14 protein-coding genes are annotated in these 14,402 nt (G+C 71.0%); 7 read left to right on the top strand and 7 right to left on the bottom strand.

The annotated features are described in order from the left end of the window. Positions 1-10: 10 nt before the first annotated feature. The 4 genes from pcaG to OG302_RS08500 all read right to left on the bottom strand — a co-directional run bounded on the left by pcaG (position 11) and on the right by OG302_RS08500 (position 2,913). Positions 11-565, bottom strand: coding sequence for a protocatechuate 3,4-dioxygenase subunit alpha (gene pcaG / locus OG302_RS08515; RefSeq protein ID WP_371526197.1), 555 nt, complete (start codon positions 563-565; stop codon positions 11-13). Continuing rightward, positions 565-1,335: a protocatechuate 3,4-dioxygenase subunit beta gene (gene pcaH / locus OG302_RS08510; protein ID WP_371750056.1), complete on the bottom strand. Its 771-nt coding sequence runs from the start codon at positions 1,333-1,335 to the stop codon at positions 565-567. The genes pcaG and pcaH overlap by 1 nt, the downstream gene beginning before the upstream one ends. 103 nt (positions 1,336-1,438) lie before the next feature. Next, positions 1,439-2,131, bottom strand: coding sequence for a CoA transferase subunit B (locus OG302_RS08505; RefSeq protein WP_371526196.1), 693 nt, complete (start codon positions 2,129-2,131; stop codon positions 1,439-1,441). After that, positions 2,131-2,913 carry a CoA transferase subunit A gene (locus OG302_RS08500; RefSeq protein ID WP_371526195.1) on the bottom strand — a complete coding sequence of 261 codons (783 nt, stop codon included), beginning with the start codon at positions 2,911-2,913 and terminating at the stop codon, positions 2,131-2,133. The genes OG302_RS08505 and OG302_RS08500 overlap by 1 nt, the downstream gene beginning before the upstream one ends. Before the next feature lie 183 nt (positions 2,914-3,096). Here OG302_RS08500 and OG302_RS08495 point away from each other — a divergent pair, with 183 nt between their 5' ends. Next, positions 3,097-3,564, top strand: coding sequence for a MarR family winged helix-turn-helix transcriptional regulator (locus OG302_RS08495; RefSeq protein ID WP_371526194.1), 468 nt, complete (start codon positions 3,097-3,099; stop codon positions 3,562-3,564). A 1-nt stretch (position 3,565) separates the two neighbouring features. Here the strand turns inward: OG302_RS08495 and OG302_RS08490 are convergent, their stop codons facing one another. Further along, positions 3,566-4,513: a DUF3048 domain-containing protein gene (locus tag OG302_RS08490; protein WP_371526193.1), complete on the bottom strand. Its 948-nt coding sequence runs from the start codon at positions 4,511-4,513 to the stop codon at positions 3,566-3,568. 92 nt (positions 4,514-4,605) lie between these two features. Next, positions 4,606-6,399 carry an FAD-dependent oxidoreductase gene (locus tag OG302_RS08485; RefSeq protein ID WP_371526192.1) on the bottom strand — a complete coding sequence of 598 codons (1,794 nt, stop codon included), beginning with the start codon at positions 6,397-6,399 and terminating at the stop codon, positions 4,606-4,608. Between the two features lie 458 nt (positions 6,400-6,857). Here OG302_RS08485 and OG302_RS08480 point away from each other — a divergent pair, with 458 nt between their 5' ends. From OG302_RS08480 to OG302_RS08460, 5 genes are read left to right on the top strand one after another with little or no spacing between them, the layout of a single operon-like run. Further along, entirely contained in the window at positions 6,858-7,943 is a 1,086-nt protein-coding gene (locus tag OG302_RS08480; protein WP_371526191.1) for an ABC transporter substrate-binding protein, read from the top strand. Beyond that, entirely contained in the window at positions 7,940-8,803 is an 864-nt protein-coding gene (locus tag OG302_RS08475) for an ABC transporter permease (RefSeq protein ID WP_371526190.1), read from the top strand. Before OG302_RS08480 ends, OG302_RS08475 begins: the two co-directional genes overlap by 4 nt. Next, a complete protein-coding gene (locus OG302_RS08470; protein ID WP_371526189.1) occupies positions 8,779-9,606 on the top strand; it encodes an ABC transporter ATP-binding protein in 828 nt (275 codons plus the stop codon). Before OG302_RS08475 ends, OG302_RS08470 begins: the two co-directional genes overlap by 25 nt. Continuing rightward, positions 9,603-10,949 carry an LLM class flavin-dependent oxidoreductase gene (locus tag OG302_RS08465; protein ID WP_371526188.1) on the top strand — a complete coding sequence of 449 codons (1,347 nt, stop codon included), beginning with the start codon at positions 9,603-9,605 and terminating at the stop codon, positions 10,947-10,949. Before OG302_RS08470 ends, OG302_RS08465 begins: the two co-directional genes overlap by 4 nt. Continuing rightward, positions 10,946-12,202 (top strand): vanadium-dependent haloperoxidase, encoded by a 1,257-nt coding sequence (locus tag OG302_RS08460; RefSeq protein ID WP_371526187.1) that lies wholly within the window; start codon positions 10,946-10,948, stop codon positions 12,200-12,202. The genes OG302_RS08465 and OG302_RS08460 overlap by 4 nt, the downstream gene beginning before the upstream one ends. Positions 12,203-12,221: 19 nt before the next feature. Here OG302_RS08460 and OG302_RS08455 read toward each other — a convergent pair whose 3' ends face one another. Next, a complete protein-coding gene (locus OG302_RS08455) occupies positions 12,222-13,283 on the bottom strand; it encodes an ATP-dependent DNA ligase (RefSeq protein ID WP_371526186.1) in 1,062 nt (353 codons plus the stop codon). 73 nt (positions 13,284-13,356) lie between these two features. Between OG302_RS08455 and ligD the strand changes: the two genes are divergently transcribed. Then, a complete protein-coding gene (ligD, locus tag OG302_RS08450; protein WP_371526185.1) occupies positions 13,357-14,370 on the top strand; it encodes a non-homologous end-joining DNA ligase in 1,014 nt (337 codons plus the stop codon). Positions 14,371-14,402 lie beyond the last annotated feature (32 nt).

The following is a 14,402-nucleotide window of genomic DNA, read 5'->3' as shown; positions in this document are numbered from 1 at the left end:
CTCGCCGGACTCACGGGAACTCCAGGAACACCGATTCGCCCTCACCCTGAAGGCGGATGTCGAAACGGTACGTGTGGCTGGCCTCGGGGCGGGCGATCAGCGTCGTACGCCGCGCCGGGTCGAGGGAGCCGAGGAGCGGGTCGCCGGGCTCGTCGACCAGATAGGCGCGCGTGTAGAGGTGGTGGAGCAGGCCGCGCGCGAAGACCGCGACCGCGATGTACGAGACGCCGCCCGGCGGGAGCGTACGGACCGTCCAGTGGCCGTCCGCGTCGGTCGGCACGCGGCCGAACCCGGTGAACGCGACGCCGTCACGGCCGATGACCTCGCCCGAGACCGGGTCGTGCCGCAGTGATCCCGGCGCGCCCGTGCGGGAGCCGTCGGGCGCGGGCTGCCAGGTCTCGATGAGCGCGTCGGGGACGGGATTGCCCGCGCCGTCGTACACGTACCCGTGCAGGGTGACCGTGTCCGGGTGGCCGGCCGGCGCGACCTCGCCGCCCCGCGGGAAGGGCAGCGCGTAGCCGTAGAAGGGGCCGACGGTCTGGGAAGGGGTGGGGGCGTACGGCATCAGTGGTGGTCGCCTTCCTCGAAAAGCGTCGCGGAGGGGCCGTCGAGGACGATGTCCCAGCGGTAGCCGAGTGACCACTCGGGGGCGGAGAGATCGTGCTCGTAGGCGGAGACCAGGCGCTGTCGCGCCGACTCGTCGGTGACCGAGCGCAGCACCGGGTCGTAGGGGAAGAGCGGGTCGCCCGGGAAGTACATCTGCGTCACCAGGCGCTGCGCGAACGCCGTGCCGAAGAGCGAGAAGTGGATGTGGGCGGGACGCCACGCGTTGACGTGGTTGCGCCACGGGTACGCACCCGGCTTGATCGTCGTGAAGGAGTACGCCCCCTCGTCGTCGGTCAGACAGCGGCCGAAGCCGGTGAAGTTCGGGTCGAGCGGCGCCGGGTGCTGGTCGAGCTGGTGGGCGTACCGGCCGGACGCGTTGGCCTGCCACAGCTCGACCAACTGGCCCCGAACCGGGCGCCCTTCGCGGTCGAGGACGCGGCCGGACACGGTGATCCGCTCGCCGAGCGGCTCGCCCAGGTGCTGCCGCGTCAGATCGCGGTCGAGCGCCGTGATGTCGGTGACGCCGAACGCGGGACCGCTCAGCTCCACGGCCTCCGGGTCACGCAGCGGGATCAGCGGCTGCTTGGGGTGGCGGAGATGGCTGCTGCGGTACGGGGGGTAGTCGCGCGGCGGATGGTCGGAGGGCGCCGCCGTGGCCTGCGCCTTGGCGACCTCCGTGTCTATCTCCCGCTGGCTCAGCCCGTCGGGCAGGGGTTCGGTGAGGGGCATGTCTCTCGGCTCCGTGAGTCTCCGTGAGTACGGCTGCTGGTGAGGGGCGAGGTGAGGGGCGACGGTCCCGCCGAGCCGCGCCCCGGCGTCGACGACGTGGACGTCACGCGGGCTCATGACCGGTTCCCTCGGCGAGGGCGTCCGGAGCGCCGGAGCTGACGGCTTCGGGGATGCGGACCTTGGCCGCCGTCCGGGCGGTGATCTCGCCGGGGGTGACTCCGGTCGCCAACTCCACCAGTTCCAGGCCGGTTTCGGTGATGTCCAGGACGCCGAGGTCGGTGATGATCCGGTTCACGCAGGCCCGGCCGGTCAGCGGCAGCGCGCACTCCTCCAGGATCTTGGGGGAGCCGTCCTTGGCGGTGTGTGTCATCGCCACGATCACCGTGCGCGCACCGTGCACCAGGTCCATCGCGCCGCCGATCCCCGTGATCATCTTGCCGGGGATCGCCCAGTTGGCCAGGTCCCCGCGCGCGGAGACCTGCATGGCGCCGAGCACCGCGACGTCGATGTGGCCGCCGCGGATCATCCCGAACGACAGCGCGGAGTCGAAGTAGGAGGCCCCGGGGCGGACGGTGACCGTCTCCTTGCCCGCGTTGATCAGGTCCGGGTCCACCTCGTCGTCCGTGGGGTACGGGCCGACGCCGAGGATGCCGTTCTCGGACTCCAGGACCACCTCGACGCCCTCGGGGAGGTAGTTGGGGATCAGCGTGGGCAGTCCGATGCCCAGGTTCACGTACTGCCCGTCGCGCAGCTCGCGCGCGGCGCGGGCAGCCATCTGCTCTCGGGTCCAGGGCATCAGCCGTTCACCGTCCCTCGTGCCTCGGGCGCGGAGACCGTGCGCCGTTCGATGCCCTTGTCAGCCGCCTGCTCCGGGGTCAGTTCGACGACCCGCTGGACGTAGATCCCCGGCAGATGCACCGCGTCGGGGTCGATCTCGCCCGGCTCGACCAGCTCCTCCACCTCGGCGATCGTGACCCGTCCGGCCATCGCGGCCAGCGGGTTGAAGTTGCGGGTGGACTTGTTGAACACGAGGTTCCCGTGCCGGTCGCCCTTCGCGGCCCGCACCAGCGCGTAGTCGGTGCGGATGCCGCGCTCCAGGACGTACTCCTGCCCGTCGAACTCCCGGACCTCCTTGGCGGGCGAGGCGAGCGCCACCCCGCCCGAGCCGTCGTAGCGCCACGGCAGTCCGCCGTCGGCGACCTGCGTGCCCACCCCGGCCGGCGTGTAGAACGCGGGAATCCCGCAGCCTCCCGCACGCAGTCGCTCGGCGAGCGTGCCCTGCGGGATCATCTCCACCTCCAGCTCGCCGCCCAGGTACTGGCGGGCGAACTCCTTGTTGGCGCCGATGTACGACCCGGTCACCCGGGCGATCCGGCCCGCCGAGAGCAGGACGGCAAGACCCGACTCCATCGCCCCGCAGTTGTTGGACACCACCCGCAGGCCCGACACACCGGCCTCGTACAGCGCCCCGATCAGCACGCCGGGCACACCGCTCAGCCCGAACCCGCCCACCGCGAGGGACGAGCCGTCCGCCACGTCGGCCACCGCGTCGGCGGCCGAGGCCACCACCTTGTCCATCCGTCGAGCCCCATCTCTTCCAGGCCTTCGATGCCCCGCCCATTAATCAGGGCACTGACTATTTTCATGAGGTTGCACGTACGCTGCCACTCGTTCCCTGGGCCGTCAAGGGCGAGTACTGTTCAGTGCACCTACAGAAAACGCCAGACCCAAGGCGCCGGATCCAAGGCAGTGGAGGAACTCATGGCCGCGGTGGACCTGACCACCCACCCCGGGCACCTGGCCCGGCGTCTGCAGCAGGCGCACTATCTGCTGTGGAACACGATGGTCTCCGAGGAGATCACCTCGCCGCAGTTCGCCGTCCTGAACGCGCTCGTCGCCGAGCCCGGCCTCGACCAGCGCACCGTCGGCGAGCGGGTCGGCCTCGACCGCTCCACCATCGCCGAGGTCATCAGCCGCCTCATCCGCCGCGAGCTGCTCGACAAGGTGCGCGACCCGCAGGACGGCCGCCGGTATCTACTGCACCTCACTGACGAGGGCAGGCGCACGCACCGCAAGCTGACCGTGCGGACGGCCCGGATGAACCAGGTGTTCCTCGGACCGCTCTCCGCGGACGAACAGAGCGTGTTCTTCGACCTGATCCAGCGGGTCTCGAACGCGGCGGAGGGCCTGCGCAACCCCGCCGAGCCCGTCACCGCCCACCGCGGCTGAGTCACGCCTTCGCGAACACCACCCACACCTGCCCCTTGGCGAACGGCAGTTGTTCGCCGCCGTCCGCCGTCGTGAACTCCGTGCCGTCCTGCGGGGAGGTCCGCTCCCAGCGCGCCTCGTAGGCACGGCCGTCCCGCAGGACCCGCGCCTTCCCCGAGCCGACGGTCTCGGTGAACGGCGTGTTGTTGCCCGAGCGGTCGTGGAACCGGGACTCGCGCACCTTCACGTACTGCACGACGACCGTCGACGCGGCCAGCGTCCCGCCGTCGGACGTACGGGCCCGCGCGCCGTCCATGGAAACCAGCCAGCGCTTCTGCGCGGCGGCCCAGGTGAAGGTGAACCGCGCCGCCGGGAAGCGCACGGTGCGCTCCCGTTCCGGAGTGCCGCCCTTGGGGCGCGGGCCGAAGCGGAAGCCCGTGCTCTGCAGGCCTCCGGCGCCCGGATCGGCGCCAAGGGCCTTCGGGCGTACGAAGAGGTTGTGCGGGGCCGGTTTGCCGCTGCCACGGAAGTACGCGTTACCCGGCGCCTTCCCTGGAGACAGCGGTCGCAGGGGAGCGGTCGAGATCAGCGGCAGGAGCTTGGACTGAGCCCCGGAGAACGCGAGAGCCGGGTCGTCGAACTGCCGCAGCAGCTCCAGATCCGTCTCCCGCGCGCTGCGCACCGGGCCGATGACCGGCGGCAACCGCCCCGCGTACACCGCCATCAGGCGGCTCAGGCCCGCCTCGACCTGCTCCGCGTACACGACATCGGCCGCGTCGAGCCCGGTCTGCGGACGCGCCGGACCCACGTTGTCGATCTTCACGGCGAGTACGCGTCCCCCGCTGCCCGGAGGCACGTTTCCGTCGCCTCCCTCGGTGTTGCTCAGCGTGCAGCCGGGCGCCAGGGCCAGGGCGGCGACGGCCGCCACCGCCGCCACCGTCATGCGTCGTGTCCGTGTCCGCGTTCCCATACGGACTTCTTACCCCGTACGCCCCTGCTCTCCCGGGATCTAGCGCCCCTCTCCTGCCCTCTCCCGTCCTTTCTCCTCGCCCTCTCCCGTCCTCAGCCCAGATCGAGGGCGTTGCGCAGACCGAACCGGTAGCGCGTGCGGTCGTGGCGCTTGAGGGCCTCGATGGCGGGGGCGCGGAACAAGGAGGTCACCGTGCACGGCGCCGCATCCGAGCCGGTCCTCTCCAGGAGGGCGTTCACCGCCTGGCGCGCCGACGTGTTGGCGCCCTCCATCGTCGCGAGGTCGATCGGTACGGCCACGTAGTCGCCCGCCAGGTACAGGTTGGGGATCTTCGTGGCGGCCGAGGGGCGGTTGTGGAGGGTGCCGACCGGGTGGATGAGCAGCTCGTCCTCGTTGGTCGGGTTCGGCGTCCCCAGGCCGCCGACGCCCGGGTCCAGGAACCACGAGTGCAGCTTGCCGTCGCTCAGGACCACCTTGCCGGTGTCGTTGAGCGCGGCCTTGAGCTGCGCCCACACCTCCTTGGCGACCTCGTCGCGCGTGCACTGCTTTGCGGTCTTGCCGTACAGCATCCCCGGCTTGTCCCACTCGGAGATGTCCACGGACAGGCACTCGACCGCGACGCCGTCCCCGTAGTCGGAGGGGAAGTCACGGTCCGGCCAGTGGCCCGCCTGCGCGATGCCGGTGAGCGACCAGGGCGAGTCGATGCAGTTGAAGTGGCCCTTCACCACCGGCGGACGCTCCGTCAGATAGAACTGAATGCCTGTCATCCAGTCCGTCTGCAGCTTGTCGCAACGAGCCAACTGAGGGTCAGCTGCCTTGAGTTCGGCGCTCCATGTCCTGCGCGCGTGCTCCACCGGCATGGCCTGGACGTAGTGGTCGGCGGTGACGTCACGTCGTACGCCGTCGGGGTCCTCGATGACGGCCTTCGTGATGCGCCCGCCCGCGAAGCCCAGCTGCCGCACGCTCCAGCCGATCCGGAACTCCACGCCCAGCGACTTCAGATGCGTCACCCACGGGTCGATCCATGCCTCGTTCGTCGGCGCGTCGAGCAGCCGGTCCGGCGGGCCGTCCGCGCCCTGGCCGAGCGCGTTGAAGACGAAGGCCTCGCCGAGCGTGCCGACGGTGCGGGTGCTCGCCACCTCGGCCTTGGTCGCCACGATGTTGCGGGTGACGCCGATCGCGAGGATGCGCTGGTAGTCCTTGGACATCTTCGCGGCGCGCACGAACTCCCACCAGGGCGTCGACTCCCAGGTGTCGTCGCGGCGCTCGTCGCAGCTCGTGAGAAAGACCAGGGCGCGGTTCACGAAGTACGCGACCTCGTGCACGGGCAGGTTGAAGGCGGTGTCGAGGAGCGCGGTGAGCGCCCGCGCGATGTCGTCCAGGGTGAGCTTCTCGGGCTCGCTGCCGGGCCACGGGATCGGCATCCGGATGTCCTCGCGTCCGGTGCGCGCGAAGGACATCTCGCGCGGTGCCGCGAGGTTGTCCCAGACGCCATTCGCGTTCCCGGGGAAGGGGATGCGGCGCATCGTGTCCGGGAGGTTGTGGTAGATCCCCGGGATGAAGCGGAACCCGTGCTCCCCGGGCAGCGGCCTGCGGTTGCCCTTCGCGCTGTCCGGTACGTCCATGCTGCGGGCCTTGCCGCCCAGCGCCCTGCGTTCGTAGACCGTGACGGCGAAGCCGCGCTCGGCCAGCTCATGGGCCGCGGTCAGGCCCGCGACGCCGCCGCCGAGGACGGCCACGGAGATCTTCGCCGGATCCGTCCGCGGGGCGCGGTCACCGGCCGCCGCGGGCAGCGCCCCCGCCCCCAGCGCGGCCACGCCACCCGCCGCTGCCGCCCCCGCGACAAACGTCCGTCTCGTACTGCCCGCAGCTCCCGAGTACCCCATGACCCGGCCCCCTTACCGTAAGTAACTCCCGTATCCGGCGGGCGATATTACGGTCGGCTCCCGTGACGTGGAAGCGGCGCGAGGTCGCGGGCGTGAATATTGGCGTGAATGAGATCCCGGCAGCCGCCGGCCTGGATGCCGCGAGGTACGGCCGCGTGTGACGGGGTGCCGTGACAGGGTGTCGTTGCGGGGTGTTGTGACGTACGTATGGCCGGAGTGCGAAGGCTGCGTTTCCGGAAAGCCGGGGCAGGTGAGATGGCTTGACCCTCTCTCGACGCCGTGGCTAGTTTCTACGCCATGCGAATATCCCGGCGGTTCAAGCAGCGGCGCGCTGTTGATCTGATGCGCGTCGCCACCGCTCTGTGTAGCTGACCTTCGGAACGCACGTTTCAGCGCACGTTTCAGCGCTCGTTTCAGTCTCACACTTCCGTGAAGGTCCGCACTCCGGGAAAGAAGTCATGCCCACACATAAACGGGTGGCGCTCGGCGCTGCCCTCCTCGCCCCGCTGCTCCTGGCCGGATGCGCCGACAACGGCGCGTCCACCACGACCGTCGACGCCAAGCAGGTCTCCGCCAAGATCCCGGAGAAAGTGGATCCGGGCACCACGCTCACCATCGGCGCACCGGAAACGCAAGTCGCCCTGAAACTCTCCGGGCAGCTCGACAAGCTTCCCTTCAAGGTGAAATGGGCCAACATCAGCGGCGGCCCGCAGTGCTCCGAGGCATTCCGGGCACATTCCCTCGATGTGTGCTCCGCCGCGGAAATACCGTCCATCCACGCCCATTGGACGGGACTCGACACGAAATTGGTCGCCGCCAAATTCCGCAAAGACCCGCTGAAGCACCCCACGTACGAAATCGGCATCGCGCCCGGCGCGGACATCGACACCTTGAAGGACCTGCGCGGAAAGAAGATCGCCTACAGTCCGGGCCAGGCCCAGGGCGCCCTCGTCCTGCGCATCCTCGCCAAGGCCGGGCTCACCAAGGACGACGTACAGCTCGTCGAACTGCCCAGCACCGGCGACGTCTACCCGTCCGCGCTCGGCAACGGCCAGGTCGACGCGGCCCCGATCGGCGGGGTCAACATCAAGCGTTATCCGGCGAAGTACGGCAAGGACGGCGCGAAGACGATCCGCCACGGGCTGCGGGACGACCCGGGGCATCTGTGGGTGCCGACCGAGTCGGTGGAGGACCCCAAGAAGGCCGCGGCCATCCGAGAGTTCGTGAAGGCCTGGGCGCGCGCCTCCGATTGGGCCGACAAGCACCCCGACCAGTGGATCGCCGGCTACTACGTCAAGGACCAGGGCCTGACCCGCGAGGACGGCGAGTACCTGGTCAAGGGTGTCGGCCACCCCGACATTCCGGCCGACTGGGACTCCGCCGTCGCGCGGCAGCAGAAGACCGTCGACCTGCTCGCGAAGGAGACCGGCAAGAAGAGCTTCGACGCGGAGGTCCTCTTCGACCGGCGCTACGAGTCGGTCGCCGCGGACGCCGTCAAGGCGGGCATCGGTGCCGTCAACTCCACTGCTGGGGAGGGAACATGAGCGCCGAAGCGTCCACCCTGACCAAGGCCTCCACCTCCACCGGCCGTACCCGCCCCGTGACCCCGGCGCGCCGCCGGCCGCGCCGTCGCAGGCTAGGTCCCGGCAGGCCCGTCCCGTACGGCTGGGCGATCGGCCCCCTGCTCCTGCTCGCGCTCTGGTCAGTGGGGTCCGCCGCGGGGTTCATCGACGCCCGCAACCTCTCCGCGCCCTGGACCGTGGTGAGTACCGCCGGTGATCTGATCGCCGAGGGGAGGCTCCAGTCGAACCTCGCCACCTCCGCCGAACGCGCCCTGCTCGGGCTGCTCTTCGGCACCGCGGCCGGGCTCGCCCTCGCGATCGCCGCCGGGCTCAGCAGGATCGGCGAGGGCATCATCGACGGACCCGTGCAGATCAAGCGGGCCATCCCGTCGCTCGCGCTGATCCCGCTGCTCATCCTCTGGTTTGGCATCGGCGAGTCGATGAAGGTAATCACCATCGCGCTCGGCGTGTTCGTGCCGGTCTACATCCATACCCACAACGGGCTGCGGACGATCGACGGCCGCTACGCCGAACTCGCCGAGACGGTAGGGCTCTCACGGGCCGGGTTCGTGCGGCATGTGGTCCTGCCGGGGGCGTTGCCCGGCTTCCTGCTCGGCATGCGGTTCGCGGTCACCGCGGCGTGGCTCTCGCTCGTCGTGGTCGAGCAGGTCAACGCCACCAGCGGCATCGGCTACATGATGGAGCTCGCCCGCACCTACGGACAGACCGACATCATCATCGTCGGCCTCGTCGTGTACGGCCTCCTCGGCCTCGTCTCGGACGCACTCGTACGGCTCGTGGAGAGGAAGGCGCTGTCATGGCGACGCACACTGGCGGGCTGACGGCCGAGGGGACGGCTGTCCGCATCGAAGGTCTGGTCCGCTCCTTCGCGGACCGGAAGGTCCTCGACGGGCTCGAACTGTCCATCGCCGCAGGCGAGTTCGTGGCGCTCCTCGGCCGCAGTGGCTCAGGCAAATCCACACTTCTGCGCGCCCTGGCGGGGCTCGACCACGAGGTCGCGGGCAGCGGGGAGCTTTCGGCGCCCGGCGATGTCTCGGTGGTCTTCCAGGACGCACGGCTGCTGCCCTGGAAGCGGGTCCTGGACAACGTCGTACTGGGTCTGACGGGCGCCGGAGCACGGGACCGCGGTCGCGCGGCGCTCGCCGAAGTGGGTCTCGCCGGCCGGGAGGATGCCTGGCCCGCGGACCTGTCGGGCGGCGAACAACAGCGGGTCTCGCTCGCCCGATCGCTGGTCCGTGAGCCCCAACTCCTGCTCGCGGACGAGCCGTTCGGTGCGCTGGACGCGCTCACGCGCATCCGGATGCACGCCCTGCTGCGACGCCTCTGCGAGGCGCACCGCCCCGCCGTGCTCCTGGTCACCCATGACGTCGACGAGGCGATCGCCCTGGCCGACCGGGTGGTCGTCCTGGACGCGGGGCGCATCGCGGCCGACGTACGGGTGGACCTTCCCGCGCCCCGGGGCCAGGGGAGCCCGGAGTACGCGGCGCTGCGGGGAAGGCTGCTGCGGCAGCTGGGGGTCGACCTGTCCGGCGACGATCCCGTACGAGACGACGCGTCCGGCGGCGAGCCCGTGCGCGCCGATGGCGCCGACCGTGCGGCGCAGGAGGAGGTGGCCGTCGCATGAGCCGCCGCGAGCTGCACCTCAACCTCTTCGTCTACCCGGGCGGGCATCACGAGGCCGCCTGGCGGCACCACGACTCCGACCCCGAGCGGATCCTGGACATCGACTTCTACCAGGACCTCGCACGGCGGGCGGAGGCCGCCACGTTCGACGGGATCTTCTTCGCGGACGGCCCCGCACTGGCCGACAACGTCCGCTACGCCAGCCGCTTCCGCCTGGAGCCCTTCACCTGGCTCTCGGCGATCGCCGCCGTCACGCGGCGCATCGGACTCATCGCGACCGCGTCCACCACCTACAGCGAGCCGTACAACCTGGCCCGCCTCTTCGCCTCGCTCGACCACCTCAGTCGGGGGCGTGCGGGCTGGAACATCGTCACTACCGGAGCCCCGCAGGCGGCCCTCAACTTCGGCCTCGGCGCGCATCCCGTGCACGCCGAACGGTACGACCGGGCAAGGGAGTTCCTCGACGTCGTCACCAAGCTCTGGGACAGCTGGGAGGACGACGCGCTCGTCGCCGACCAGAAGACGGGTCTCTTCGCCGACACCGACCGCATCCACGCCATCGACCACGAAGGGCCGCACCTCAAGGTGCGCGGCCCGCTCAACACCCCGCGCACACCGCAGGGCCGCCCCGTCTACGTACAGGCTGGATCGTCGGAGGACGGCCGGGCCTTCGCCGCGCGGTACGCGGAGGCCGTGTTCACCGCGCACCAGACCCTCGGCAACGGCCAGGACTTCTACGCCGACCTCAAGAAGCGGGCCGCGGGGCTCGGGCGCGACCCCGACAAGGTGCTCGTCCTGCCCGGCATCAGCCCCTTCATCGGCTCGACGGAGGCCGAGGCCCGTGCCCTGCACGACGAGTACAACGAACTCACCCAGCCCGAGTACTCGTTGCAGCTCCTGCACCGCATGCTCGGTCTGCGGCTGACCGCCGAGCAGCTGGACGGTCCCGTGCCCCGCGAGCTCATCGAGACCGGTGGAGAACGCGGCAACGGCAGCCGCTTCCAGGTGATCCTCGACATCATCGACCGCGAACAGCCCACCGTGCGCGGCCTGTTGCACCGTCTTGCCGGAGCTCGCGGTCACCGCGTCATCGCGGGCACGCCCGAGCAGGTCGCCGACCAGATCCAGGAGTGGTTCGAGCAGGGGGCCGCCGACGGATTCAACGTCATGCCGCCAGGCCTGCCCGGCGGCTTCGACGTCTTCGCCGACCAGGTCGTACCGATCCTGCGCGCCCGCGGCCTCTTCCGCACCGAGTACACGGGCACGACCCTGCGCGACCACTACGGGCTCTCCCGCCCCGACAGCCAGTACGCCGACTCCGCTCACGCCAAGGAGAGTTCGTGAACGTGCTCAGATCCCGCCCCGCTCTCACCGCACTCGGCGCCACCGCTCTCCTCGCCGCCTCCGCGGCGGCACCGTCCGACGCCGCCACACCCACGGCCGCACCGCGCACGTCCGTCGCACTCGACTGGTACGACACGACCGCGGAGACCATCACCACGGCGGGCGCCACTACGCAGGTCACCAACAACCGCACGTGGGCGATCAGTTGGCTGTCCGCCGCGCGCGCCACCGGAGCAACCCCGCGAGGCGTGGACCGTGGCGACTACCAGGACGCGGCCCTCGCCTCAGCTGTCCATGACGCACTCGTCGCCCTCGCGCCGGCCCGCACCCAGCAGCTCGACGCGGCGCTCAAGAAGAGCCTCGACGCCATCCCGGACGGCCCCGCCGAGGACAGGGGAGTGGCCGCCGGAGCCCGCCAGGCCGCCCTGACCCTGAAATCCCGCGAAGGCGACGGACTCGACCCCGCCTCGGTCAACGCGCCCTTCACCGTGCCGCCCGCCGCCCCCGGCGTCTGGCAGCCGACCCCGCCCGCCTACGCACCCGCCACCCAGTACGGCAACCGCCTCGCCAAGCCCTTCGTGCTGCGCGGCGCCGACCAGTACCGGCTGCCCGCGCCGCCCGCGCTCGACTCCCGGCGGTACAAGGCCGACCTCGCCGAGGTCCGCGCGTACGGCGTCAAGGAGGGCAGCAGCCGCACCGCGCGCCAGAACGAGACCGCCAACTTCTGGTACGGCTCCTCGCTGGCGCTCTACACCGAACCCCTGCGCGTCGCCGTGGACCGTTCCCCGCGCTCGCCCGCCGCCCGCGCCCGCCTGGTCGCGCTCTTCCACGTCGCGTCCGTCGACACCCAGATCGCCACGTCCGACAGCAAGTACGCCCACCGCCGCTGGCGCCCGGTCACCGCGATCCGCACCGGCGACATCGGCCGGGACCCGGCGTGGACGCCGCTGCACGACACACCCGCCCACCCCGACTACCCGAGTGGCCACACCACGTACTCGGGCGCGGCCGAAGGCGTCCTTGAGGCGCTCGCGGGCCCGCGCACCGCGCCGTACGACCTCACCAGCCCCACCGCGCCCGGCGTGACCCGCACCTATACCGACTGGCACCAGTTGACCGCCGAGAACGTGGAGGCCCGCATCTTCTCCGGCATCCACACCCGCTCGGCCGACGAGGCCGGGGCGGAGCTCGGCGGACGGGTCGCGGGCGAGACGCTCCGCAACGCGGACGCACTCCTGCGCCCGGCCCGCTGACCGCACGCGACGGGACCGGTTAGCGCAGCACGTCCGCCAGGTCGTACCGGACCGGCACCTCCAGTTGGGCGAACGTACAGCTGTCAGGGGTGCGGTCCGGTCGCCAGGTGCGGAACCGCGCGGTGTGCCTGAAGCGCTGCCCGTTCTCCATGTGGTCGTACGCGACCTCGCAGACCCGCTCGGGGCGCAGCGGCACCCAGGAGAGGTCCTTCTTGCCCGACCAGCGGCTCGGCGCGCCCGGCATCCGGGACGTCTCGTGCGCGGACTCGTCCGCCCACGCGGCCCAGGGGTGGCCCGCGGCCGACTTCATCAGCAGCGGCTCCAGCTCGTCGACCAGCTCCGCGCGCCGCTGCATGGAGAAGGCGGCGCAGACGCCGACGTGCTGCAGGGTGCCCTGGTCGTCGTGCAGGCCGAGGAGGAGCGAGCCGATGACGGGGCCGCTCTTGTGGAAGCGGTAGCCGGCGACCACGCAGTCCGCCGTGCGCTCGTGCTTGATCTTGAACATGAGGCGTTCGTTCTGCCGGTAGCGCAGGTCGAGCGGTTTGGCGATGACGCCGTCGAGACCCGCGCCCTCGTACTGCTCGAACCACGTGTGCGCCAGTTCTGGGTCCGTGGTCGCGGGCGCGAGGTGGACAGGGGCCGTCACGCCCTCCAGGGCCTCGGTCAGCCGGGTGCGGCGGTCGGAGAGGGGCGAGTCGACGAGGGCCTCGTCGTCCAGGGCGAGCACGTCGAAGGCCACGAAGGAGGCCGGGGTCCGCTCGGCGAGCGTGCGCACCCGGGACGCGGCGGGGTGGATGCGCTCCGTGAGCGCGTCGAAGTCGAGCCGGCCGGCCCGGGCGATCACGATCTCGCCGTCCAGGACACAGCGGGCGGGCAGGCGGTCGAGCAGGGCCGCGGCCAGTTCCGGGAAGTAGCGGGTCAGCGGCTTGCCCGTACGGCTGCCGATCTCCAGGTCGTCGCCGTCCCGGAAGATGATCGCGCGGAAGCCGTCCCACTTGGCCTCGTACTGCATGCCCTGCGGGATCCTCGCCACGGGTTTGGCGAGCATGGGCTTGACGGGGGGCATCACCGGCAGATCCATGCCTCGATTCTGTGCCCATACGTCAGTATTCGCCCGGTATGCGGCTCTCGTCCGTTGCGCCTAGCGTGGCCGCATGGGTGGTAAAGCGGTCGAGCTCGACGCGGGCGGGCGCTCTGTGCGGCTCTCCAGCCCGGACAAGGTCGTCTTCCCGGAGCGGGGCTTCACCAAGTTGGACGTGGCCCAGTACTTCCTCGCGGTCGGCGACGGGATCCTGCGCGCCCTGCGGGACCGCCCCACGACGCTCCAGCGCTTCCCGGACGGGGTCGCGGGCGAGTTCTTCTACCAGAAGCGCATCCCCAAGAACCACCCCGACTGGATCCCCACGGCCACCATCGCCTTCCCCAGCGGGCGCACGGCCGACGAGATGTGCCCCACGGAGATCGCCGCGGTCATCTGGGCCGCCCAGTTCAACACGCTGACCTTCCACCCCTGGCCGGTACGGCGCGACGACACCGACCACCCCGACGAACTCCGCATCGACCTGGACCCGCAGCCCGGCACGGACTACGCCGACGCGGTACGCGCCGCGCACGAGCTGCGCGCCGTCCTGGACGAGTACGGCCTCCAGGGCTGGCCCAAGACGTCCGGCGGACGCGGCATGCACGTCTTCGTGCCGATCGAACCGCGGTGGGACTTCACCGGCGTACGACGGGCCGCGATCGCCTGCGGTCGCGAGCTGGCGCGGCGCATGCCGGACGCGGTCACGACCGCGTGGTGGAAGGAGGAGCGGGGCGAGCGGATCTTCGTCGACTACAACCAGACCGCCCGCGACCGCACGATCGCCTCCGCCTACTCCGTACGGCCCCGGCCGCACGCCCCCGTGTCGGCGCCGTTGCGCTGGGACGAGGTCGACGACGCGGTGCCGGAGGACTTCGACATCGGCACCATGCCGGAGCGGTTCGCCCAGGTCGGCGACGTGCACGCGGACATGGAGAAGCACGCCTTCTCCCTGGACGCGCTCCTAGAACTCGCCGAGCGCGACGAACGGGACCACGGCCTCGGCAACCTGCCCTACCCGCCCGAGTACCCCAAGATGCCGGGCGAGCCGAAGCGCGTGCAGCCGAGCAGGGCGAAGCACGAGGACTAGCCCGCGCCACCCCCCGGGTGCGGAGAGGCGCG

It is taken from the genome of Streptomyces sp. NBC_01283 (assembly GCF_041435335.1).
GTDB lineage: Bacteria > Actinomycetota > Actinomycetes > Streptomycetales > Streptomycetaceae > Streptomyces.
The sequence above is the reverse complement of the archived record's forward strand: the minus strand, read 5'-3'. Positions and strand labels throughout refer to the sequence as shown.